This is a genomic window from Flavobacterium sp. PLA-1-15 (assembly GCF_049060005.1).
Classification (GTDB): Bacteria; Bacteroidota; Bacteroidia; order Flavobacteriales; family Flavobacteriaceae; genus Flavobacterium.
Genome location: NZ_JBMGQS010000004.1, coordinates 28,011 through 52,151, shown reverse-complemented (window position 1 = coordinate 52,151; position 24,141 = coordinate 28,011). Strand labels below are relative to the sequence as shown.

Here is a 24,141-nt window from a genome sequence, read left to right as displayed (position 1 = left end):
CTATTTAAGCAACTGCTGTTTTTCTTTATCAGTGAAAACTTTAGACTGTTTCACGTAGTCCTTTATGTAGGCTTTCAAATCTTGAGGAAGCTTGTCGAATGCATCAACGATGACCTTCTTATCTTCTTCAATATTTGCCTTATATTTTAAAATCTTAGGTGTGTTTTCCTGAATGCTCAAGCGAATCAATCTAATTTCAGCATTTTCGGGACTGTTTTTCACAGCATTTTCTACCAAAGTTGCCCCTTCAATAAACAATTGCTTTTTTTGTTTTATTCCAGATGCAAATTTTGACTGTATCGTAATGGATGCACCCTTGTAAGCCAAGATAATGTTGTTGTTTTTAGAATAATTGGAAAGCAGTTTATGGAATTGTTCTGCATTTTGCTTTGTTTTAGAAGCATCATAGTAATGCTCCCGAATCTCTGGCAATTCTTGGGCTGTTAAAAAAACAAATGAAAATAATATGTGAAAAAATAGTTTCAACTTATGCTTTTTTATAGGTATTGGTAAGCTTCAAGGCTACAGTCTCTTCAAAAAAAGTAGTATTCTTTACTTTTACTTCAGTATTTAAATCTCCAGAAATTTCCAGCTCCAATCGTAGGAGAGGATGAACCTCCGGATTGATAAGTGCCATAAATTTCACATTCGAGGAACTTATCATAAACAAAGAACTTCCAACAATTTCCTGCGAAAGTTCTTTGATTATCTGCATCATACAAACACCTGGCGTTACTGGATTTCCTGGAAAATGACCTTTAAAAATATCGTGCTGCTTGTTTAGATGCACTGTAGCATTGTATTTTCCTTCTGAAACATTTTCTAGCTTTTCAACCGTATAAAAATCCTTAAGTAACATTGTGCTTTTATTTAAATTATTTACTTCCAAAAGTATACGAAATTCCTAATTGAATAACCTGATTTGTGACTATTTCGTCATAATTTCCGTTATTATTTTCGTCCTCGTAAGCGTTATAGTTGTCTCCAAAAATATCAATCAGACCTTGTTTGAAACGTGCTTCAAAGGTTAAACCGTTTGGTAAAGAATAGCCCAAACCGATAGCTAATCCTAAATCTAAACCAATTAGATCGTCGCTAGTTTCACGATCAAAATTATCTGCAACTTGAATGTCAATTGTTGGTCCAACTACTGCTTGGAAACGCTCTGCAAATGTAAATTTGTTGATTGCTCCTAATGAGAGATAGTCTAATGAATATTTCTTTTCAACAGATCCTCCTGAAGGATTTACTGCAAAATCATTATAAGTAATAGTAGCTCCTTGTCTTGAATACACCAATTCTGGCTGCAGCGCATAAAAAGAGGAGAATTTGATTTCTGCCAAACCTCCTACATAAAAATCAGGTCTGAAATCTGAATCACTATTGGTGAATCTTGAAAGGTTCAATCCGGCTTTAACACCCGGCTTGATGGTTACCTGTGCATTCGAAGTCGAGAAAAAGAATAGGTTTAAAGCTGTAAAAAGTAAAATTTTCTTCATTATGTTTAAATTTATTTAGTGTCAAATGTATAAGAAAGTCCCAGTTGAAAAACCATGTTTTCACTATCCCAATCGCCATTTACAGGAATAATTCCTTTTTTAACTCTGGCTTCAAATTCTAAATTTTCTGTAATACTATATCCTGCTCCAATAAAAATAGCCATATCAATACCATTACTATAATCTTCAAAATAATCGTTGTTATAAGTGGTCAGTTCTTTCTTTGCATCGCTCACTTTTATATCGAATGTTGGTCCAACGTGGATATTAAGTTTATCAAATGTAAATTTGTTAGCAAGTCCTAAAGACAAATACGAAATATTTATCTTATCTTTTTGCCTCATATTATTCTCATCTAGATACTCTACGCCAGATCCTTGTCTGGAATACAGTACTTCCGGTTGCATCGTGTAAACTTTTGACAATTTCAATTCTCCCAGAATACCAACATAAAAATCAGTCTTTCCATAAAATCTTTCGTTAGGATTGTCTGTTTGGGTCAAGCGTGCAAAATTGACACCCGCCTTAACTCCCGGTTTAAACGTAACTTGTGCGTTACTTTGAGAAATTCCAAAAACACAAAAAAATGCAAAAACAAATAATTTTTTCATTATCATTTTTATTAATTAGTAATTTGATTCAATGTTATCTTGAGCTTGATATTTTTATGCTGTATGGTGATGTTATGGGCAAAAGTAGCATTTTTTGATTCAAAACCTAATATAATCTTTTCCTTACTTTTAGATGCTGTAATAATCTTTGTCAATCTTTTATCAGTTTTGCTTTCAAAAAAATAATTAAACCACTTTTTATCTGCCGATTTATAAATGATGCTTTCATCGTTTTCAAAAACTTCTTGAACTGGATGGCTTAGCCTCAAAAGCAAACGGAAATCATCTCTTAACGTATTTACAATGATTTTTCGGTTCAAATCTTCTTGGATGTAATTTATTTTAAAATCATTTTCAGATAGCTCAAAATCCAATAATGTATTTCCGAAATCAGTAGAAAAAACAACACGATGAGTAGTATCATTAATCTTTTTGGCGATGAAGATACCACTCAATTGGTTTCCATAAACATCTATCGTTGCCTTGTAAACATAATCGGTTTTAGAATCTGAAAAATAAAGATTCTTATATTCTTTAACGGAAGACTCTTTTGAAACTGCATTTTCAATCTGATAGGATTTGCAGGATAAGAGCAAGAGCGAAAGGAGACTAATTTGTAAAAATCGCATCATCTATTTTTGCATTAAGCTGTTTGTTTTTGAATACAATTCTTGTAAAATCGCCGGAAGGTTCGGTCAATTTCACTTCAGAAACTGTAGTGTCACTCATCGGGAAATGCAAATCAATTTGATTGATGTATTTTTTTATTGCTGCCGTTTTTGGAGTTAATTTAACAATATTAAAATCCTTGTTTTTAAAATAAGTGATTGTAAATTCCTTATCGTCAAACATATTTCCGCTCACACTGCCAACAATTAATTTATTGATTTTTTCAAACATCTTGCTTTTAGCATCCACAGTGCTTTTATTGCCTTGATCGTTTATGTACACTTTATTATTCTTGAAAACGATGCTGTATTGATAGGGCTTTGTATATTGCCAATTCAATAAATTAGGCTGTTTGAAGTACATTTTCCCTGAAGTTTCAATATCTTTCGACAAAAAATCAAGATGCTTGTATTGAACAAAATCAGTTTTTAGTGATTTGATGTTTTTGGCTTCCTTTTCAACAGTGGCTTTAAATGATGCAATCTCCGAGGCTGACATTTTTTGTTCTTGCGAAAAAACACTCAGATTCATCATACAGCACAATAGCAACAAAATTCTAGTTTTCATAAGCAGGTAGGTTTAATAATTCATCAACCGGGACGATTGTATAATTTTCAGATTTTAGAAATAGCAATATCTGTTCCAAAACGTTGGCCGACTTTAAAGAAGTGTCGTGCAACAAGATAATTCCGCCAGGAGCGACTTTGCTTTTTACTCTTTCAAAAATTTTATGTTCTTCTTTGATAACAGTATCCAGCGAACGATTGTTCCATCCAATTACATGATGTTTTGTATTCGAAATTGCCTTCGCTATTCTCGGATTGGTGACGCCAAACGGTGGTCTAAAAAACAAAGCTTTCTTGCCCGAAATTTGTTCTATAATTTTATTCGTGTGTACAATTTCCTCGGTTACTTTTTCGGCAGAAAAGATTCCAAATGAGTTGGAGTGCGAATAACTGTGGTTGCCTACACTATGACCGCTGTCTATAATTCTCTTAAAAATAATGGGGTATTTCTCAATTTGGGTGCCTATGCAAAAAAAAGTTGCCTTTACATTGTGCTTCTGAAGGATATCCAAAACCATTTCTGTCATTGGATGAGGACCATCATCAAAAGTAATTGCAATTCTACGCTCTTTTTCGTGCTGATTATTGCAATAGGTTTTTATAAAATAACCTAGACGGATATCCGATGATCCCCATACTGTCATCACCAACCAAAATAGAAAAAGTGTTAGAAAATACCACCATTTCACTTCAGATAAAAAACTCAAAAAAACCATCATAACCAATATGGAAACACAAATAATGGTTATGTTTTTATGTCTTAGCATTTTTTCAGCAAGATTAAACTATGGTCTTTTCCGCGGTATTGATTGTAGAGAAGAACAGTTTCATATCTTTCTTTATACAAGCCATTCTTGCTTACAATTTCGGGTACTTTTTGTGTTTTAATAATATTGGATGCAACCCAAAAACCAAATGCAGAAGCAGTATTGTATTCGCCACTCAAATGCTTGTAGAAGAGCTGTGGAATTTCATTGAAAATACTATTTGAAACATCATAATACCCATCAAATTCAACATCGCCATTATTGCCTAAAACAATAGCGTCCATATCTGAAATCTTTAAATCATTAGAAGTAAGAAAAGATTCGATATAGTTTTCAACTTCCTCTTTATCTAGTGTATTGAGCATCGATACAGCCTCAACAGAAGCATAACTACTTTCCTTCTTTTCGTTTTCCAAAACAAAAAAACTTGCTCCTTCGCTAAAAACAACGCCTTTAGAAGTAGGATTTAAAACCGAAAAAGGTTGATCGGTATCTTTTTTTATAAGATGGGCAAGCTTGAATAATTCCAAGGTATGCGGACCTGTTTCATCAATTCCACCAATCAAAACAGAATTCGCCACTTCGTTTTCAATCTGCATTTTAGCATCGAGCAAGGCAGTTTCAAAAGATACCGCTCCATTTACATACGTAAAATTATAGGCTTTGCACTGCAATCCCAGAGCAATCTGCCCTCCAACGGTATTGTGTGTGGATTGAATAAATGAAGTTGGCGTTAAAAATTCTTCGTTGTTATCAATAATTGCCTTAAGGAATTTCTCCGAATCTTCCACACATCCCATCCCAGATCCGGTAATAATGGCATCTGGCATTGATACATTGGCTTCTTTTAATGCTTTCGCAGAAGCTGCAATCCCCATCTTGACCCCTTTAGCCATTCGGCGGATTGCTGTTGGGGCAATGAATTCTTTATACGAAGGCTGATTGGCAAACAAAACATTTTCTGTTTCATTCAGTGTCACTTCCGACAAAAAATCTGTATCAAACGTATTTTGAGTTGAAATACAGCTTACTCCATTGATATAGCAAGTCTTCATTAGCTTTTTGAAAATAAGACAGTTGAACAATTTCCTCCAAATCCGAATGAATTGGACAATACGTGGTGGATTGGTTTTTCTTTTAAAGTAGTTTGCGGTACCAAATCAAATTCCTCCATCGGGGTTTCAAAATTCAAATTTGGGAAAACAACATTGTGTTGCAACGCCAAAACGCTATAAACGGCCTCAATTGCGGCAGCGGCAGCCAAAGTATGACCTGTAAACGCTTTTGTAGAGCTAAAATCGGGCACTTTTTCTTCAAAAATTCTCAAAATTGCCCTTCCTTCCGATAAATCATTATTGGGTGTCGCCGTTCCATGGGCATTGATATAATCAATATCCGATGGTTTCAGGTTGGCAACTTTCAAGGCTTTTTGCATCGCCAGAAATGCTCCTTCCCCATTTTCAGAAGAAGCCGTTTGGTGAAAAGCATCATTCGCATTTCCGAAACCGGAAACATACGCCAAAACTTTTCTGTTTTCTTTCTGTACAATTTCTTCAGATTCCAAAACCAAGAAAGCCGCAGCTTCACCTAGATTCAAACCTTTTCGGTTATTGTCAAAAGGTTGATTGTACGTATCCGATAAAATCATTAGGGTTTTAAAGCCATTGATGGTAAATTTCGCCAAAGCATCTGTTCCACCTACAACAACACGATCCAACTGTCCGGATTGGATCATTCGAGCTCCCATCATAATCGCATTTGCAGCTGAGGAACAGGCCGTACTAACCGTAGTTACAAATCCTTTCAAGCAGATATGTGCCGCGATTTTGTGAGTTGTGTCTCCAGCATCATGACTGGTAATGTATTTTTGATGGGCTTCATTTTCAAAATATTCATAATAATATTTCTCCGTCATGTCCATTCCGCCTACACTTGTAGCCGAAATCAATCCGGATCTGTAATCATTTATATTTTGAATTCCAGCATTTTCAACTGCTTGTTGCGCCGCAATGGCACCCAATAGTGAAGTCCTGGAAAAATTATTGTCCGTTGAAATACCAAGTTGTTCCGATAACTGCTGGTTCGTTAGCTTGATTTCGCCTACCTTGATGACATCCTTATGGATTGTTTCAAAGTTTTCAATAAAAGAAATTCCTTTTTCTCCTTTTACCAACGCATTATAATTTTCTTCGACAGAGTTTCCTATCGAAGAAATTATTCCCATTCCTGTTATGGCAACTTTTTTAGACATAAATTATTTTGTTCGGTTTGCTGCAATGAAGTTCGCCATGGTCTCAATCGATACAAAAATTGATTTCCCTTTTTTAGGATCCGTCAATTTGATACCATATTCTTTGTCCAACAATACGATCAATTCCAATGCATCAATAGAATCTAATCCTAATCCATCTCCAAATAGCGTATCATCATCGTTGATGTCTTCAACAGTAATATCTTCCAAGTTTAAAACTTCAATGATTTTTGCCTTTAATTCTTGTTTTAATGCTTCCATAATTAATTATATAAGGTAGTAATTGTTTGTTCGTTATGTATCAATTCGCCTTGTTTTTCTACAAGATAAACAAAGGCTTTAAAATTCTCATTATAGTATTCAACCCAACCGCAAAGTACTTTTTCAGCTTTATTGCTATCTAAAAGCGAGTTGGCATAATTGCTCATAAAAACTGCATTGAAATCTTCAAAAACAAAAAAAGCATTTTCAGATTGCAGTTTGTGTTTGATGCTGATTTCGCCTATGCAAATGTTAGGCAATGTATAGACAAACACAGACGGACTCGGAAAATAAGCCTCTTTATCCGTAATAGATGCCTGATATTTTACATCGGTATCTAAACTCGAAGACCTGTTAGCGAATACCAATGCAATGTCATTTTCTTCTTCGCTATTTACCATTTTGTTCAGAATAATTTCAGATGCCAGAAAGGCCAATTTACTCAAATTGTCCATCTTGAAAAACTTTGGATACTCCATCCCAAAGTGTTTATAAGCCATCTTTGCAAATTCAGAAAAAGATGTATTTTCCAATTCGAATTGCTTTTCACCATCAATCCTAATCGAATTGTTTTCGATTACACAATAGTTTGATATGTAATTATTTGCCTTCAAATCAATGTACTTTTTCAAATAAAACGGCCGTATTGCATCCTCCGAAACCAGAAGCTGTTTTTAGGAAATAATTAATTTCTTGTTCCGAATTTCCATTTATTAAATTGATTGGAGATGTTACGCCTATTTTGGTGAATCCTTTAGAATCGACCAATTGGTTTTTTCGAGCACTTTCAATAGCAATCACAGTTTCCAATAGTCCGGATGCTCCCAGAGTATGTCCGTAAAAACCTTTTAAACTGTTGACAGGAACATCTTGCAAACCCAATCTATTGAATGCTATTGCTTCCATTTCATCATTATACAAAGTTGCCGTTCCGTGGGCCGAAATATAAGACAATTTTTCAGGTTCTAAACCCGATTCCTTAAAAGCACTTTCGATACTTCTGAACAAACCTTCACCTGTTCTGGATGGACCGGAAATATGATTAGCATCGTTTATAGCACCATCACCAATAATTTTTACAGCGCCTTTTTGAACATCATTTTCATTTGAAGTGATATAAACTGCTGCCGTAGCTTCGCCCAATGTTACACCATTCCTGTCTTTGTCGTAAGGCTTGCAAGGCGAATCGCTCATTGCCTGAAAAGAATTAAAGCCTGAAAGAACAAATTCTGAAACCTCATCACCCGCTACCACAAAAGCATCATCATAAACGCCTGCTTGTATCATTCTTTTAGCAACTGCTATTGCCAAAACTCCCGAAACACATGCATTTGAAACCACTATTGGTTCTGTTGAAAATCCGAAAAAGGCACTTATTTTTTTGGCTAATGCCGATAAATGAGCGGTTTCAACAGAAGTTTTTTCATTCTCCAAAAGGCTTATATTACCTTTGGTTGTCGAAAAAATAAAAGCAGTTCTTTCCGTGATTTTTTGCTTCTCGATTAACGGTTTCAAAACCAGAAGCAACATTTTTTCTAATTTTGTAAAATGCGTTTCTTCTGAAATTTTAAAAAAGGCATCATCCAATTTCTCCGAATCTATTATTGAAGCATAAAACGATTCAAGCATTCCCACTTTTTCACTCAACTGAATCCCAGAATCACCTTCGATTAAGGCATTCCAATTTGAAGCTGTATCAAAACCTAGAGGCGTGACACAATTTGTATCGGTGATGTAAACGTTTTTTACCATTATTTCGACAAGCCTACTTTTTTCCTCCATTCCTCAAAAAAGGGTGGAAAATTCAACGATAAAATTCCTGTCGCATCAACAAAAACTTGAACGGTTTCGCCTGTGCAGGCAACTTCGTTATTGGCATCATAAATTTTATACCTGAAAATCATTTTAGCGGCAGGTGAATCTACAATTGTAGTTTCAATACGCGCCACATCGCCATAGCGCAATGATAACTTATGTTCGCAGGTTGATTTTACAATTGGCGTGGTGTAACCATATTGATGGACATCAAGATAGGAAATCCCATGTTCGCGACCAAAAGCTTCACGACCGTCTTCAAAATATGTTATGTAATAGCCGTGCCAAACGATACCCAATGGGTCGGTTTCATTAAAGCGAACCCTAATTTCTTGGCTGACGGTAAGTGCTTCCACTTCGTTATACTGCTCTTTTCTTTTTATCATAGCCAATTGCAAGGGTTATTGTACCTATAAAGAACAAAAGTAATAAATTAATTTCGGGAAGGATTTCCAATAGGCTTCCGTTACGTAAAAGCACATCGTAAAAGGCATTCAATCCCCAGTTCATTGGTGAAATCTGCGATATATGTTGCATGATTTTCGGCATAGCAAAAACAGGAACCCAAACTCCTCCAACAGCAGCTAAAATTACAACCGAAGTTGCTCCAAATGGCGCTGATTGTTCCTGCGTTTTGGCAATCGTACCCAACAAAATTCCAAATCCTATTGCAGCCAATCCTGAAAACAGGGCCACAATGCTCATCAATAGTAATTTCCCTTGAACGTCCAAAACCGGAAGTCCAAGATAGGGGAAAAGATAAACGCCAACCGCAACCATAAGGAAAAACTGTATCATGCAAATTACAAGATAGGTCGCTGTTTTTCCTGCTATAATTACCGCATACGGAACTGGATTTGTAATCAATCGGATTTGTGTTCCCTGTCCTTTTTCCTTTACAATATTGATGGAAAGCGGCACAACGATAAAAAATATGGCAAACAAAGCCCAAGCAGGAACATTGTGCTGGACTGAATTAGGTAATATTTCTTTGTCGTTTACTTTTGGCATGATTTCCTTGAAGACAATAAAACTTTCCTGTTCAAATATCGGTTCATTCCCTTCACCCAATTGATCTTGGAATGCGGCATAGATAGACTTGGTTTCGATTTGAGAAATCATTTTATCGATGGCGCTTTTCACCGCATTTTTAAACGTAAGCTGTGTGGCGGGATCAAAATATAATTTGACTTCCTTTGTACCAACTTTCTTATCTTCGACAACAATAGAAGTTTCTTCCATTCCTAAATTGTTGACTATTTTTAATACATTCTGATTTACTTTCAGTTGCAAATCACTGCTCAAATTTTCAGGAATGATGATGGCCAGTTGGTATTTTCCTTTAAAAACTGCCTCTTTCGCAACAGTCTCATTAACAACATCACCGTCAATTTTAGTCACTATTTCAAAAGAACCGCTTTCCTCCAAATTCTCTTTCACCGTTTTTGAAATAGCCCCTTTATCATTATCAACCAAAAGAATCGGAATGCTACTTTCTGTTACCGATTTGAAGGTGCTGTCTTGGATCAAGGTTATGGTTACGATGAGTACCAATGGCATCACAAACAGAATGACAAGTCCGCCAAAATCTCTTTTAAGCAAGAGCATTTCTTTATAAACCGACATGAAAAATTTATACAACATCACGAAGCTCCTTTCCTGTTAGTGAGATGAAAACGTCTTCCAAATTATGAGCCCTTTCCGTATTGGAAATCAGTGCTTTTGGAGTTCCTTCCGCATAAATTTTACCTTGATCGATAATGGCTATTTTAGTACAAAAATCCTGTGCCTCTAAAAGATGGTGTGAAGTATAAATGATTGTTGTTCCCTTAGCATTAAGCGATTTCAGATAATCGATGATCACGTTTTTTGACTGAACATCCACGCCAACGGTTGGTTCATCCAGAAACAAAACAGCCGGCTGGTGCAAGATTCCTGCAATGAGGTTTATTCGGCGTTTCATTCCGCCAGAAAAGGTTTCGATTCTTTTATCGGCAAATTTCAAAAGTCCCAAGTGCTCCAACGCGTCATCCACTTTTTGATGCAATTCTTTACCTTTCAAACCATACATACTGCCAAAATAACGAAGATTTTCTCGGGCAGTTAAAGTTGGGTACAGAGCATATTCTTGAGGAACGACTCCAATTGTTTTCTTTATCTGAGTTGCGTTTTTATCATAAGAAAGTCCATTGATGGTAAACTTGCCAGAAGTAGGTTTTATCAATCCGCACAAAATTGAAATCAACGTGGTTTTCCCGGCTCCATTCGGACCAAGAAGCCCAAATATTTCGTTCTTTTCAATCGACAAGCTTAAGCTGTTGACTGAAAAAAAATCGGCATCTTTATATTTTTTATAAAGTTCGTTGATTTGAATAATTGGTGCACTCATGGTCTAGATTGCTTTTTTAAGTTTTTTAAAGAAAGCTTCTTCTAAATCGGCTAATTTGGAGAGTTCATCGGCCAGACTGTTATAAACATCTGTCTGATTACTTCTTTTTTTGTAAACCCGTGCAACATTTACGGCAAAATCACGCCATAAATCGCCGATGTTGGTCATTTCCAAAGATAGTTCATTCAGTTTTTCATTTTTTAAAATAACAGACGCTTCTTGAAGAAAGGCGGCATATATAAAACGAAAACCTCCACCGCCTGTACCAATTTCCTCTTGCATTCGAACCATTTGTGCTAGATAGTGATTGGCAACTTTAACCCCTTTTTTAACGGGCCATTTTCGGATGCTTCTAGACAAATAACGCATTCCGGCAACACCAATGATCGGCAATGGAGCCAACATATCGTTGCAGGTATTTTTAATTCCTTTTTTTATAGCTGTTTCCCAATCGATGTTCGATGGAATTTCAATTGGATAATACATTTGTCCTTTTGGCGCAAGTGCTCCTTTTGCAAAGCGCACCTTTTCTAATTCTTTATCAGTCAACACTGTAACCGTTTCCATTACAGGATCACTGATGAGAAAATTATTTTCCTTTTTTCCGTACACCACTAAATTGTGTGCATTGAAATGAAAGCGATATTCATCTGGAAAATACGTCAGGTTGTAAACGCCAACCTGCAGTCCCGAAGGGATATTTTTTGCTAAATTTTCTTCCAAAGCCTTTTGAGCGCTTTCTGGATTGGAAAACTTTATACGTTTGACTTTAATGCCTAAACGTTTTGCTGCTTTATTAAAAATGGAACCCGGCATTGGTCTGTAGCTGATTGCTGGTGCATGGTTTACTTTTAATAATGGTAAGTAAAAAAAGAAAAGTCCAGAGCCGATTCCAAAAACCATTGGCTCGCTAATATTTATTCCGTGGTGCTTCAATAAGTTCGAAGCAACACCGTTCTCGCAATGTGCAGACTGATGGTGAATAAAATTAGTTTCCATTAATTGCCTTTAAAGTTTTTTAATTCTTCGACCGAAATTTCGAATGCTTCGGCATATTTTGACAAAATCTTATCGTTTAGAGTTTTGAATACAGAAGCTTTTCCATGTCTTTTCACGCGCCATTGCCACATGCCTACATAACTTGAAAGTGTCAGCCAATCCATCTTATGCACTTCCATAAAATAAACAATCGGGCTTGCTTTTCCGTTTTTTACATTTCGATTAGCTTCTTCGATCCTTTCATTTACATCTTGGATTGAATTTTCTAATGCTATGGTCTTCGGCTCCCAACCTGTACTCAAGGCGGTTGTATAATTTCCCTTTTCGTCGGTAGCATAGCACAATTCTTTCATCTTTATGGATGAAAGGCTGCTTTTGTCCTGTGGTACTTCCTCTTTCTTCATTTATCTTTTCTCTTGAATGAATAAATTTATTTCTGCTTCAAAAATTTTCTTCTCATTGCAAAACGTATTGCAAATCATTGTGCAAACAATGTAATCATCGGTATCAAAACGAGAGGATAGAATTGCATTGGTATGTATAGCGTTTCCCACTTGAGGCAACTCCAATACGCGTACTTTTTTTATACCGCTTATAAATCCAATCACTTCAACATCGCTTCTTTCCTGATAATTGCCTTCTAGAAAAAAAGACTGTCCGACGATCGACGAACAGGTTTGTGCCGCGTTTTCGATAAGTCCAACTTCTGCAAAGAAATTATCTTCAACAAAAATATTATCTTCTTTGATTTCAAAAACCGTTTTCACTTCTTCATTGCTTATTTCCAAAATCCAATCCACCATCAGCATCGGTTTTCGATGGGGCAGATAATGCTGGATTTCGATATTGTTTTGGGCAGATTGCATATCTTAACTCGCAAGGACGGTTTTCATTTGACCTCGTGCAATTTCTACATTGTTTAATTTTGAAACGATATCTACCAGTGTTACACCCATAAATTCATGAAGTACGTTTACGGTTGTCACCACCTTATCCCCCAATTTTGGCAAAGTTGTGATGGCAATCGATTTTATCGAACCAATATATCCTGTTGGAGCGGGTTCTTCTTTCAAATAGAATTGATATCCTGTAAAAAGTGCCACCGATTGTGCCATGTGTTCAATCAATCCCGACTCTTGAAATATTCCTGCCTCACAAAAAATATTGTCTTCGGTTACTGTCAAACCCGCTACGACTTCATTTTCAGAAAATGAAAGCAGCTTATCGACCATTACAAAGGGAGCTTTTTGAGGAATAAGATTTCCAACAAAATTTTTATCTAATATGGGTAATTGTTTTTCCATTAGCAAACAGTTAAAAAGGCATAAGAATAGGAGAATCGTCCACTTTCTGGAACCGAAAGCATCACTTTGTCTCCTTTTTTTAATTTTCCTGAATTCATTAATTCTTCCAACATCAAATAAATAGAAGCTGAACCAACATTTCCAACCTTGTCTAAATTCATAAACCATCTTTCCATCGGAATCACAACGCCTAAAGCCGATAATTCTTTGTTTAATCCCGCTACAAAATAATGAGACGAAACATGCGGAAGGAAATAAGTAATATCTTCTGCTTTGACATTGTTCTTATCCATTGCCGTCTTCATACTTTCGGCTCCTTTGACAAGTATATATTGATCCAGAATTTTCACATCCTGCTTTATCGAAAAAACAGATTCCGTCAGCCATTCATTTGATTTATAATCGCTCCACGGTTTTATCTCGCCGTTTTCCAATTTATCGCCACCTGCATACATGCAAGCTTCAAGTTCAAAAGCATACGAAAATGCTTCCATCCAATCCATGCGGAGTGGAGTTTTGCCATTTGGCTTGTTTTCCAATAAAAAAGCGGCCGCCCCATCAGATAGCATCCAGCGAAGAAAATCTTTCTTGAAAGCGATAATGGGCTGTTCCTCTAGCGTTTTTAGATTTTCGACTTCATTTTCATATTTATCGGCAAGCATCCAAGTTGAAACGCGTTCTGATCCCGTACATACAGCATTGTTTGTACTTCCTGATTTTACAGATAGGTAGCCAAATTTCAAGGCATTCATCCCGGCATTGCAAACTCCTGAAGAGGAATTCAATTCTACCGACTGGTTTTTCATCAATCCGTGCACCATTGCCGCATGTGACGGCAATAAATGATCGGGTGTTGAAGTGCCACACGATAGCAATTCGATATCTTTTGAAGTGAAACTTTCATCAAACAGTTGCTCGATTGCGTTATGTGTTAAAACTGCATTTGTATGAGTTGGATTTCCGTCCTTGCTTAAAGCATAGTACCGAGACGTAATTCCATTGTTTCGAAGGATAATCCTGCGTGCTTTTGAAGCGGCATCGTTTATCAATCCTAGGAATGATTCCATTTCATCATTAGAAACGGGTTCGTTTGGCAAATATTTTCCAGATCTCGTTATATAAACTTCAGACATGTCTTATAAAATCTTTAAACTCCTTTATAGTATTTTTTTTCTTTTTTTATCCTAGCGTATTTCAATGGAAATGTAAGAAGGTGCAATATATAGACTATTGGTGACATTATCCAAATTGCAATCAACAAATAAACATAAAATCCTTTCAACCAGTTTGGTCTAGAATTAGTCTTTTTTATGACTGTATTCGCCCAAATCTTAAACATTTTATTAGCCTTTTTATCCATTTCTATTAAAAAAGGACGGATTTCTACAGCATCGTTTGCAACTAATTCAGCTTGCATGTTTGTGTAGGAATCTTTTTTCAAATAGTTAAGAATAATGTTTCCGAATTTGGTTGACCCTATAATTTCATCATCTGAAACACCTGGCTTAGGGAAAATTCCCAAATATTTTTCTTTTTTACCCGTAAACATCCATTCAACTATGGTAATCACACTGATGTGGTTGATGTGTCTGTCGACTAAAGCAATATTACCAACGAGATTTGCATTGACCTCTTTCAAAAGCTTTTTTACTTTTTCCTGTGCCAAAGCCCACATATTTCTACAGCCAATAACCGTCACAACCGGAGTATTGTTAAGCAATCGTTTTCCAAATTCACTTTTTAGGAAAGAGGTAATTGGAATGGATGGCGAAAGGTACCAAACTTGATAGGCTAAAATAATGAGGTCGTATTTTTGCTCAAGAATGTCTTGTGAAGGATTTTGGATTTCAGATGGAATTTGAAGAAATGACTCTGGAAAAACATCAAAAAATTGTGCTGGTTTCCAAGGAAACGGAAAAGGCTTTACCATTTCTATATTAAAAAAGGTAACCGAAACCTCAGGATCTTGCAGAAGTGGCTTTGCAATATTCCTTGCAATTTCTTCCAGTTGTCCTGATTGTGTATAATAAACTATTAATACGTTCTTCATTTCCAATTTTTATGATGCAACGAATATAAGATTTCTAAAATTTCTTTAGAAAGAGTTTATGTTAATTCCTTACACGGGCTTAAAAGTGCGTTTTTTATCTTCTCTTTTTTTATGTATGAAATCACTCCAAGTAGAAGGATCTTCGGCATCAAAAATATTGATTTTCTGGGTTGGATCTTCTAGTAACAAATCATCCGATTTACAGTTTAAGATGGTCGCCGCTGTTGCCAATCCAGAATAAGTAGCTCCTGTTACGCCATGAGACAATGTGCTTGCTCCGCAAAGAAATAGATTTTCAAATTCTGTTTTGTTCTTATACGAAAATGGACCAACTTGACGCAAGGTTTTTTCGGTTCCGTAAACGTTTCCTCTTGTAGAATTAATGTAGAACTGGTTTGTTTTTGGCGTACCTAATTCGGCCTGAACAATATGTTCTCGGGCATTTGGTATGATTTTCTCAACACTGTTGAGGAATTTATCGATGATTTTATTCTTAAAAGCTTCGTATTTTGGACAATGATAGTCATCGCCATCAAACTCATTGAAACTTTCATAATCAACATACGTAACCACTTCAAAATTATGATACCGTCCGTTGAAACTAACCGGATCTTTTATAGTGGTACAGCTCATAAAAAAAGCAGGAAATTCTTCTCCTTGAGTTACATCGCCATTCATCAAGGTATCAAAATGATCGTCAACATTCTCGTCCTTGAAATTCCAGATGTTTCCTGAATCAATGCCAAATTGCGTTACATCCATATCCAATGTGAGGAATAAAATCAGGGAAGTAACCGAATATTTTGTCTTCTCCAGTTTCATGGTGAGTTTCTTGAAGATGTTTTCCTTGCCAATCAATTTAAGATAGGTTGTAGAGGGATCAGCATTAGAGATGATGTTCTTGGCATATATTTTTTCTCCAGAAATCAACTCCACTCCAAGGGCTTTCTTGTTTTCAATTAAAATCTTTGCAACAGATTGCTGTGTCCGAACAGCGCCACCATAACTTTTTATCTTGTTGGTCATGGCTTTTACGATGCCGCCACCGCCACCCATTGGATAAAATCCACCTTCAAAATAATGATTCATTACCGAGCAATGTACGGGGAAGCTGGCTTTGTTGGGAGGCAAACCGTGATCACCACATTGTGCATTCAAAACTGCTTTTAGTATAGGATCTTTCACATGCCAGTTCACCACTCTTTTCAGGCTGAAAAGTGCAAATTTTCCGAAATGCTTCGTTCTGAAAGGCACCGTTAAGTTTTGCCAAATACCTTTTAATTTTGGAATGAGTTGGAGTTCATCACTGACTTTTTTCACAAGACCTAAATACTCCTTAATGTTTTTTTCTTCTTTCGGAAAATGTTCTATCAGGCTTTTTTCTAGGTTTTCAATTCCTGCAGGAAAATCAAATTTCTTTCCGTTGATGATACAATGGTCATACGCTTTTGTATTCATCCGAAAAAAAACAATGTCATTGGCAACGCCCAAACCTTTGTATAAATCGTTTGTAGATTGACCTTCATCGAGAAGACCTATGTAATGCACTCCAGGGCTAAATCGCTGGCCGTTTAAGGTAAAACTGTGACACCAACCTCCAGGAACGGAATGTTGTTCTAAGACTAAAACTTTTTGTCCAGCCCTTGATAGGCAAAGTGCCGTTGCCAATCCGCCTGCTCCTGAACCGATAATGATTGCATCAAATTCTTCCATAAATTATCATTTTTAGCTAAAATTGGAATGAAACTGATATCAATTTTCGCAGTAAACTTTTTTATTTTTCTGATTTATGCCAAAACATAAAGTAATTGAACCACTGTAAAGGGTATTTTTCCAACATCGCTTCAACACTTTGCGTATAGGCTTTTAAAAGTCCTTTTTCGTCGCGCTGCTTCACTTCGGCCATTCTTGCATATAAATGATAATGCAATTTTGGTTCTTTCATCACATAAACAAAAACCACTGGAACTTTTAATCTTGAAGCAATCAAAAAAGGACCTGCAGGAAAATGGGCTTCTTCCCCAAGCAATGATTCGGTCATGCTTTTTGTTCCTTCAAAATAACGATCACCTGTAAAACAAATCAGTTCGTTATTGGACAAGGCATTGTTAATCTCAAAAATATGAGACATATCGTCTCGAACAATAATAAATTTTATGGATGATTTCTGGGTTACACTTTCCAGATATTCCTTGATAACGGAATGCTCCAAATCAGTAGTCACCAAATTAATCTGGCATTCCAGATCGATATCTGCAAAAAAATGTTCGGCTATTTCAAAATTCCCGATATGGGCACTAATCAGAACACCTCCCCTTTTTTCTGCCAAAAGCTGTTTGAGGACGTCAATTCCATCAAACTCATAAGTAAATTTACTTCTCAATCCTGCCGATATAGCCGTCTTGTCGAGTATAATTTGTCCGAAAGTAAAATAACTTTTATAAAGCATCGCTACCGACTTGAAATACGAATATTTAAGCCTTTCTCGTAAATAATACCAAGTTGCTTTATTGGATTTCCTTGCAAACATAAAATAATAAAAAGCTACAAAAACCAAAACCGTATAGGCTGTTTTGATTCCTAGCTTTTTTATACAGAATACAAATATCTTATATCCTAAAAGAGTCCCTTTAGACTTACCATCCCATTGACTCATAGTTTTTTAATTCTTGCTCTCTAATTTTCGCTCTATTAAATTATAGAAATCTTGAAAAGTAGCAATTCCAACAAAATCAGGTTCACTCAATTTCACACCAAAATTGGCTTCAATGGTTACCACTAAATCTACATAATCCAAGCTGTCCAATCCTAAGGTATCTTTAAGATTAGATTCAGGAGAGATCACCTCTGCATCGACTTCAAATTCGTCTACTAAAATTTCATTAATCTTCTCTAAAATCTCTTCTGTATTCATATTTATTGTTTAAATTTCTTCACTACCACTGCTGAGTTTGTTCCTCCAAACCCGAATGAATTCGACAAATATATATCAAATTTTTTATTTACTGTTGTAGTCGCAATATTTAACTTCTTAGAATCCTCATCAGGGTTTTCTAAATTTATATTGGGTGCGATAAAATCATTTTGCATCATAATAGTCGAGTAGATAATCTCACTTGCACCGGCCATCCAACATTCATGTCCCGTCATTGATTTGGTGGAACTTACATAAGGATTGCTTTCGCCAAAAACTTCGAATATGGCTTTGGCCTCATTAGAATCTCCAACGGGCGTTGATGTAGCATGTGCATTGATGTAGTCCACTTCACTAGGATCAATTCCGGCTTGTTCTAAAGCGCGTCGCATGGCTGTTGCCGGACCTTCAACATTTGGTGTTGAAATATGGCCACCATTGGAAGAAAAACCATATCCTATAATTTCTGCAAGAATTGGTGCTCCTCTCTTTACTGCTGATTCGTAGCTTTCAATAATCAATGTGGCTCCTCCGCCACTTGGCACCAAGCCATCACGGCTAGCATCAAAAGGTCGTGAGGCTTTTGCAGGGTCTTTTTCATTTGGTGAAAAAACGCCTAAGCCGTCAAAACTCGCCATTGCATATTTATTGATTTCTTGGGCTCCGCCGCAAATAATCATGTCCTGCATACCACTTTTGATCAGTAAAAATCCTAATCCTATGGCATGCGAACCACTTGCGCAAGCCGCACTGATGGTCATGTTAACTCCTCGCAACCTGAAAATAGTAGAAAGATTCATCGTTACGGTTGAGTTCATGGATTTGAAAATGGCTCCAGAACCAATCAAGGCAGTGTCTTTCTTTTCACGGATGATATCGGTAGCATCAATAATTGCTTTGGAAACGCTGTCATTTCCATAAAGAATTCCTACTTCATTTTCATCAAAATAACTGTCGTCAATCTTAGCATTCTTTAATGCTTCAAGAGTAGCCATATAGGCATACTCCGTCTCTTCACCAATACTGATGCGCTGACGACGGCTCAACAAATTTTTCAAGTCCGGTCTTGGAACCGTACCAGTTATTGCGGATTGAAACCCGAATTCTTTTCGTTCCTCATCATACACTATTCCTGATTTCCCTTCATAAAGTGACTCCTTCACCTCTTCAATTGAAGTTCCTATACAGGAATAAATTCCCATTCCGGTAATTACTACCCTTTTGTCCATTGCTTAAAAAGTACTTTTATGAATAAATCCCTCCATTTATATTAACCACCTCACCGGTAATATATCCTGCTTTTCTTGATGCTAAGAATCCGACTAATTCGGCAACTTCTTCGGCTTCTCCAAATCGGTTGGCCGGTACCATCTTGATCAATTCTTTTTCATCCAATTCACTTGTCATATCCGTTCTGATAAATCCTGGGGCTACAGCATTCACTGTGATGTTTCGTTTTGCAACTTCCTGTGCCAAAGCTTTGGTTGCAGCCACAACAGCTCCCTTTGCGGCAGAATAGTTGGTTTGTCCTGCTGTTCCTTTTACGCCTGAAAGCGAAACCATATTGACGATTCGTCCGTATTTGTTTCGAAGCATTTTCTGCATAAAGAAATTTGTCACATTGAAAAATCCGTTCAAGCTGGTATTGATGACATTGCTCCAGTCTTCGTGCGTCATCCACATGAAAAGACCATCGCGGGTAATTCCAGCGTTGTTGACAATTACTTCTACCAATGCCTGCGGATTGGTTTCTTGCCAAGCTGTCAATACCGATTTTACTTCATCGGCATTTGCAACATCAAATTTAATTATCTCTCCCGTTGCACCTCTTTTGATAACTTCTTCCAAAGTCTTTTCGGCGGCTTCTTTATTGGATTGATAATTAATCAATATATGATAAATTTTATCTTCTGCTAATCGTTGACAGATGGCACTTCCGATTCCGCGGGATCCCCCTGTTATTAAGGCACATTTCATATTCTATTTCTTAAATAATTCGGCATTTTTATACCATTTTCCACCTAAAATCTCACCATTGGTTTTGATGAAACCCCATTGATCACCTGATTTAACACGAGCCAAACCATTGATGAATCCCTTTTCTGTTTTCTTAAACATGGATGTCAAACTTGCCGCTGTAATATCATATTTGGCAGGAATTACCAGCTTTCCGGTAACATCAATGAATCCCCACTTCTTTTCCTTTACGGGAGCCAATCCATCCGGACCAAAAACTTCAGCATCATCGTATGTAGGCTGAATTACATAATCTCCTTTAAGATTGATATAACCCCATTTTCCATTTTCATCAACTGGTGCTAGATTTTTAAAAAATGCTTTTACTTTTTTAAATTTTGGTTCGATAATCCAATTTCCTTTTAAATCGATAAATCCTATTTTTCCTCCTTTTCGAGCAAATGTATTATCCTCGGTATTGAAATCCCAAATTTTATCCACCCCTTCAATGGCTGTAAATTTATTTGCTGTAACCAAGCCAAACTGTTCGCCTTTTCGTGCCCAAGTTATATTTTTGAAAAACTCTCCAATCTCATCGTATTCATTATTTACAACAAGTTTTCCTTTTTTATCGATGACGCCCCACTTTTCGTTGCTTTTTACTCTTGCAAAATCACCGTCAAATGGCTTGATGATGTCATATGTTGGTTGAAGGACAATCTCCCCTTTTGGATTGATCAGGCCTACTTTTCCATTTTGTCTTATGAAGGCAACACCTTCATCAAATTCAAACAATTTTTCTGAAGTTGGCATTTTCAATACCTCCCCTTTTTTATTAATGTAAACCCATTGCTTGTCTTTTTCAACCATGCAAACGCCACTGTTGAAGCATTTAACTTTAGAAAAACTTGGCTCAATTATCCAATTTCCTTTTGGACCTATAAAACCCCATTTTCCGTTTTCTTGCACTCCTGCCATTCCATCAGAAAAACTTTCGGCTTCCTTGAATGTAGGTTGAATTGCAAATTCTCCAGTTTTGGATAAATAGCCGAACTTTCCGTCGTGCTTTACCAATGCCAATTCTTGTGCTCCAACAAATTGAAAAAACAATACTAATAAAAAAGCTGCATTTTTCATAATTTAAAAAGATAAAAATTAGTAGATTATTATTCTGCCATCAAATAGTCTTTCACTTTTTGAACAAATGGATACATTACTTGATCCTGCTGGAATGTAGGAATGATATTTCGGACTTCATCATACATTTTTCTCGTGACTGAGGACACGGCTTCTTTTTGTTCCAAGGCATCAATCGCCTGAACAATCGTAATCAATTCTATTGCCAAAACTTCAAAAGCATTTTCAATTACTTTTCCGGTAATGACGGCCGCATTTGTTCCCATACTCACGATATCTTGATTATCGTTGTTGTTTGGAATACTGTGGATATACATGGAAGTCGACAAAGTCTGACATTCGGCTGTTGTTGATGTTGCCGTAAACTGGACGCCTTGCATTCCAAAATTGAATCCTAAGGTTCCCAAATTAACAAACGGTGGCAACAATTCATTTATTTTGGAATTCAGCAAGTAATTCAATTGACGTTCGGAAAGCATTGCCAGTTTGGTTACAACCAATTTCAATTTATCCATTTCCAATGAGATATAATCACCATGGAAATTTCCTCCGTGATAAACGTGTTGGTTTTTTACATCCACAATTGGATTATCGTTAGCCGAATTGATTTCGTTTTCCAATACCAAAGCGGTATTTTTTATCGTATCGAGGACAGGACCTAAAATTTGAGGCACACAACGCAAAGAATAATATTCCTGCACTTTTTCCTTAAACACATCTTCCTTGTTTTCACCTGTGTAAAGATGCTCCTCACGTTTTCTGACCAACTTGCTGTCGGCAAGATTTTCGCGCATTTTTTTTGCTATTTCCTGTTGCCCAAAATGATGCTTGGTATTGTTTAAGGCCGCCGAAAGATGGTCGTCATAGGCCTGTACAATTTCATTTATCGCGCACGAACATTTTACCGCCCAATCCAACAGTTTTTCTGCATTGTGAACATTTACAATTCCTATTCCTGTCATTACGGAAGTACCGTTCATTAAGGCCAGTCCTTCGCGAATTGCAACGGTTATCGGCTGTAGGTTTTCAATTTCAAAAACGTCTTTTGTAGCCCTTCTTTCGCCTTTATAGAATACTTCGCCTTCTCCAATCAAAGTCAGGGCTAAATGTGCCAATTGAACCAAATCACCACTTGCCCCAACGCCTCCGTGCTCAAAAATAAGCGGCGTAATATCTCTATTGATAAATTCTTTCATCAAGTGGATAACCGAAGGATGAACTCCTGAATTTCCTAATGAAAGTGTATTCAATCGCGCCAACATCGCTGATTTTACGCAAACCGCACTCAACGGTTTTCCCGTTCCAGATGAATGACTTCTGATTAAATTATATTGCAACTGTAACCTGTCTTCGTCTTTGATACGGTACTGAGCCATTGGTCCGAAACCAGTGTTTACACCGTAAATTACTTTATTTTTGGAAAATTTATCTAAAAAGTCAAAGCTCTCCTCTACCCTATTCAAAACGCCTTGGCTAAGCTCAACATTATTTTTATGGAATACGATTGCCGTAAAATCGGCCAAGCTTAAATATTCGTTTATGGTACTCATCAAATTTGTTTTTTCTTAAAAATATATAAGCTATTTTATGTAAATTAGATTTTATGTCTTTACATTTGGACGGCACAAAGTTAAGACATTATTAATAAGAAAAAAGAAAAATATGACTGTGGAATTTGTTGATGTGTTAGTAATTGGGGCGGGGCCATCAGGCTGTGTCTCATCATCATATTTACATAATAATGGGATAAAAGTCAAGGTGGTTGAAAAAACAAAATTCCCTCGTTTGGTAGTGGGCGAAAGCCTTATTCCGCGTGTGATGGACCACTTTGCAGAGGCTGGACTTTTTGAAGCGCTTGACGCTATGAATTTTGAAAAAAAACTGGGTGCACGTTTTATCCGAGGCGAAGAAATATGTCTGTTCGATTTCAGCAATAAATTCTCCGAAGGTTGGGATTGGACCTGGCAGGTTCCAAGGGCTGATTTCGACCATACTTTGGCTCAAGAAGTAATCCGAAAAGGAATAGATTTGGTGTTTGAAAGCGAGGTTACGGCGGTAGAATTCAACGGAAGCGACTCCATTACCACAATAAAGGACAAGGACGGAAACATAAAGCAGATACATGCAAAATTCATCATAGACTCTAGCGGATATGGTCGTGTATTGCCTCGATTGTTGGATTTGGACACGCCTTCAAAGTTAGATCCACATTCTTCTATATTTACCCATGTAAAAGATGTCAACCGTCCGGAAGGTCAGGAAGGAACGCTTATTTCATTTGATATTTTAGAAACCGAAGTTTGGCTCTGGGTGATTCCTTTCTCCAACGGAAATACAAGTCTTGGTGTTGTTGGACCTACTACATTCATTAATTCGCTTTCTGAAAATAAGGACAATGCCGAGGCGTTGAAAAATGCTATCCAATTATCGGATTACTACATAAAGCGTTTTGGAGGAGGTGAGTTTTTATTCGAACCCGTTAAATTGGAAAACTACTCAAGAGCAGTTAAGAAAATGTACGGCGATGGATTTGCCCTAACTGGAAACAGTTCTGAATTTTTAGATCCCGTTTTCTCTTCGGGAGTGGCTTTTGCAACTGAGTCGGGAATGCTTTCGGCTAAATTGATTCACCGTCAATTGAATGGAGAGAAAATAGATTGGGAAGTTGAATTTGCTCAATATATGAAAAGTGGTATCGGCGTTTTTACGACTTACGTAAAAGAATGGTACACCGGAAATCTGCAAACCTTATTTTTCCACCAACCCGAAAACCCAGACGTTAAAAGGAAAATCTGTGCGGTTTTGGCCGGTTATGTGTGGGATCAGGATAATCCATTTGTTAAGAAACACGACAATGTAATCAAGAATATGGCCCATCTTCTAAATCTTGAAAAAAGCAAATAACAAAAAAGCCGGAATTGAAATTCCGGCTTTTTTTTATTCAATCTTTACA

General features: G+C 36.7%; 29 protein-coding genes. 1 reads left to right on the top strand and 28 read right to left on the bottom strand.

What is annotated here, in order from left to right; genetic code table 11:
• The 28 genes from ACI6PS_RS04615 to ACI6PS_RS04480 all read right to left on the bottom strand — a co-directional run bounded on the left by ACI6PS_RS04615 (position 1) and on the right by ACI6PS_RS04480 (position 22,738).
• A complete protein-coding gene (locus tag ACI6PS_RS04615) occupies positions 1–486 on the bottom strand; it encodes a hypothetical protein (RefSeq protein WP_421011382.1) in 486 nt (161 codons plus the stop codon).
• Between the two features lies 1 nt (position 487).
• Positions 488–859, bottom strand: coding sequence for a 3-hydroxyacyl-ACP dehydratase (locus ACI6PS_RS04610; RefSeq protein WP_421011381.1), 372 nt, complete (start codon positions 857–859; stop codon positions 488–490).
• Positions 860–875: 16 nt separating this feature from the next.
• Positions 876–1,499 carry a porin family protein gene (locus tag ACI6PS_RS04605; protein ID WP_421011380.1) on the bottom strand — a complete coding sequence of 208 codons (624 nt, stop codon included), beginning with the start codon at positions 1,497–1,499 and terminating at the stop codon, positions 876–878.
• 11 nt (positions 1,500–1,510) lie between these two features.
• Positions 1,511–2,110: a porin family protein gene (locus ACI6PS_RS04600; RefSeq protein WP_421011379.1), complete on the bottom strand. Its 600-nt coding sequence runs from the start codon at positions 2,108–2,110 to the stop codon at positions 1,511–1,513.
• A gap of 11 nt (positions 2,111–2,121) precedes the next feature.
• Entirely contained in the window at positions 2,122–2,742 is a 621-nt protein-coding gene (locus ACI6PS_RS04595; protein ID WP_421011378.1) for a hypothetical protein, read from the bottom strand.
• Positions 2,720–3,346 (bottom strand): outer membrane lipoprotein carrier protein LolA, encoded by a 627-nt coding sequence (locus ACI6PS_RS04590; RefSeq protein WP_421011377.1) that lies wholly within the window; start codon positions 3,344–3,346, stop codon positions 2,720–2,722. Before ACI6PS_RS04590 ends, ACI6PS_RS04595 begins: the two co-directional genes overlap by 23 nt.
• Positions 3,336–4,112: a polysaccharide deacetylase family protein gene (locus ACI6PS_RS04585; protein WP_421011376.1), complete on the bottom strand. Its 777-nt coding sequence runs from the start codon at positions 4,110–4,112 to the stop codon at positions 3,336–3,338. The genes ACI6PS_RS04590 and ACI6PS_RS04585 overlap by 11 nt, the downstream gene beginning before the upstream one ends.
• Positions 4,106–5,167, bottom strand: coding sequence for a beta-ketoacyl synthase N-terminal-like domain-containing protein (locus tag ACI6PS_RS04580; RefSeq protein WP_421011375.1), 1,062 nt, complete (start codon positions 5,165–5,167; stop codon positions 4,106–4,108). The genes ACI6PS_RS04585 and ACI6PS_RS04580 overlap by 7 nt, the downstream gene beginning before the upstream one ends.
• Positions 5,167–6,363: a beta-ketoacyl-[acyl-carrier-protein] synthase family protein gene (locus tag ACI6PS_RS04575; protein WP_421011374.1), complete on the bottom strand. Its 1,197-nt coding sequence runs from the start codon at positions 6,361–6,363 to the stop codon at positions 5,167–5,169. The genes ACI6PS_RS04580 and ACI6PS_RS04575 overlap by 1 nt, the downstream gene beginning before the upstream one ends.
• Positions 6,364–6,366: 3 nt before the next feature.
• Positions 6,367–6,624, bottom strand: a complete 258-nt coding sequence (locus ACI6PS_RS04570; protein ID WP_310023522.1) for a phosphopantetheine-binding protein — start codon at positions 6,622–6,624, stop codon at positions 6,367–6,369.
• Between the two features lie 2 nt (positions 6,625–6,626).
• Positions 6,627–7,256, bottom strand: a complete 630-nt coding sequence (locus ACI6PS_RS04565; RefSeq protein WP_421011373.1) for a 3-oxoacyl-ACP synthase — start codon at positions 7,254–7,256, stop codon at positions 6,627–6,629.
• Positions 7,240–8,376: a beta-ketoacyl synthase N-terminal-like domain-containing protein gene (locus tag ACI6PS_RS04560; RefSeq protein ID WP_421011372.1), complete on the bottom strand. Its 1,137-nt coding sequence runs from the start codon at positions 8,374–8,376 to the stop codon at positions 7,240–7,242. Before ACI6PS_RS04560 ends, ACI6PS_RS04565 begins: the two co-directional genes overlap by 17 nt.
• Positions 8,376–8,825 carry an acyl-CoA thioesterase gene (locus tag ACI6PS_RS04555; protein ID WP_421011371.1) on the bottom strand — a complete coding sequence of 150 codons (450 nt, stop codon included), beginning with the start codon at positions 8,823–8,825 and terminating at the stop codon, positions 8,376–8,378. The genes ACI6PS_RS04560 and ACI6PS_RS04555 overlap by 1 nt, the downstream gene beginning before the upstream one ends.
• The gene (locus ACI6PS_RS04550) at positions 8,800–10,065 is read right to left on the bottom strand and encodes an ABC transporter permease (RefSeq protein ID WP_421011370.1); all 1,266 of its coding nucleotides are present in this window, start codon (positions 10,063–10,065) and stop codon (positions 8,800–8,802) included. The genes ACI6PS_RS04555 and ACI6PS_RS04550 overlap by 26 nt, the downstream gene beginning before the upstream one ends.
• Before the next feature lie 7 nt (positions 10,066–10,072).
• A complete protein-coding gene (locus tag ACI6PS_RS04545; RefSeq protein ID WP_421011369.1) occupies positions 10,073–10,828 on the bottom strand; it encodes an ABC transporter ATP-binding protein in 756 nt (251 codons plus the stop codon).
• Positions 10,829–10,831: 3 nt separating this feature from the next.
• A complete protein-coding gene (locus tag ACI6PS_RS04540) occupies positions 10,832–11,827 on the bottom strand; it encodes a BtrH N-terminal domain-containing protein (protein ID WP_421011368.1) in 996 nt (331 codons plus the stop codon).
• A complete protein-coding gene (locus ACI6PS_RS04535) occupies positions 11,827–12,231 on the bottom strand; it encodes a hypothetical protein (RefSeq protein WP_421011367.1) in 405 nt (134 codons plus the stop codon). The genes ACI6PS_RS04540 and ACI6PS_RS04535 overlap by 1 nt, the downstream gene beginning before the upstream one ends.
• A complete protein-coding gene (locus ACI6PS_RS04530) occupies positions 12,232–12,693 on the bottom strand; it encodes an ABC transporter permease (protein WP_421011366.1) in 462 nt (153 codons plus the stop codon). It lies immediately after the preceding gene.
• Between the two features lie 3 nt (positions 12,694–12,696).
• Complete coding sequence (locus ACI6PS_RS04525; RefSeq protein WP_421011365.1) at positions 12,697–13,131, bottom strand: hypothetical protein; 435 nt, start codon at positions 13,129–13,131, stop codon at positions 12,697–12,699.
• Positions 13,131–14,264: a beta-ketoacyl-ACP synthase III gene (locus tag ACI6PS_RS04520; RefSeq protein ID WP_421011364.1), complete on the bottom strand. Its 1,134-nt coding sequence runs from the start codon at positions 14,262–14,264 to the stop codon at positions 13,131–13,133. Before ACI6PS_RS04520 ends, ACI6PS_RS04525 begins: the two co-directional genes overlap by 1 nt.
• A gap of 14 nt (positions 14,265–14,278) precedes the next feature.
• Entirely contained in the window at positions 14,279–15,181 is a 903-nt protein-coding gene (locus ACI6PS_RS04515) for a dialkylrecorsinol condensing enzyme DarA (RefSeq protein WP_421011363.1), read from the bottom strand.
• Between the two features lie 69 nt (positions 15,182–15,250).
• The gene (locus ACI6PS_RS04510) at positions 15,251–16,894 is read right to left on the bottom strand and encodes a phytoene desaturase family protein (RefSeq protein WP_421011362.1); all 1,644 of its coding nucleotides are present in this window, start codon (positions 16,892–16,894) and stop codon (positions 15,251–15,253) included.
• Positions 16,895–16,955: 61 nt separating this feature from the next.
• Positions 16,956–17,837 (bottom strand): lipid A biosynthesis acyltransferase, encoded by an 882-nt coding sequence (locus tag ACI6PS_RS04505; protein WP_421011361.1) that lies wholly within the window; start codon positions 17,835–17,837, stop codon positions 16,956–16,958.
• Between the two features lie 6 nt (positions 17,838–17,843).
• Positions 17,844–18,095: an acyl carrier protein gene (locus tag ACI6PS_RS04500; RefSeq protein ID WP_421011360.1), complete on the bottom strand. Its 252-nt coding sequence runs from the start codon at positions 18,093–18,095 to the stop codon at positions 17,844–17,846.
• Between the two features lie 2 nt (positions 18,096–18,097).
• Positions 18,098–19,324, bottom strand: a complete 1,227-nt coding sequence (locus tag ACI6PS_RS04495) for a beta-ketoacyl-[acyl-carrier-protein] synthase family protein (protein WP_421011359.1) — start codon at positions 19,322–19,324, stop codon at positions 18,098–18,100.
• A 16-nt stretch (positions 19,325–19,340) separates the two neighbouring features.
• Positions 19,341–20,072 (bottom strand): 3-oxoacyl-ACP reductase FabG, encoded by a 732-nt coding sequence (gene fabG / locus ACI6PS_RS04490; RefSeq protein WP_421011358.1) that lies wholly within the window; start codon positions 20,070–20,072, stop codon positions 19,341–19,343.
• A gap of 3 nt (positions 20,073–20,075) precedes the next feature.
• The gene (locus tag ACI6PS_RS04485) at positions 20,076–21,188 is read right to left on the bottom strand and encodes a WG repeat-containing protein (RefSeq protein ID WP_421011357.1); all 1,113 of its coding nucleotides are present in this window, start codon (positions 21,186–21,188) and stop codon (positions 20,076–20,078) included.
• Positions 21,189–21,217: 29 nt separating this feature from the next.
• Positions 21,218–22,738, bottom strand: a complete 1,521-nt coding sequence (locus ACI6PS_RS04480) for an HAL/PAL/TAL family ammonia-lyase (protein ID WP_421011356.1) — start codon at positions 22,736–22,738, stop codon at positions 21,218–21,220.
• Between the two features lie 112 nt (positions 22,739–22,850).
• Here ACI6PS_RS04480 and ACI6PS_RS04475 point away from each other — a divergent pair, with 112 nt between their 5' ends.
• Positions 22,851–24,092: an NAD(P)/FAD-dependent oxidoreductase gene (locus tag ACI6PS_RS04475; RefSeq protein ID WP_421011355.1), complete on the top strand. Its 1,242-nt coding sequence runs from the start codon at positions 22,851–22,853 to the stop codon at positions 24,090–24,092.
• The last annotated feature ends 49 nt before the right edge of the window (positions 24,093–24,141 follow it).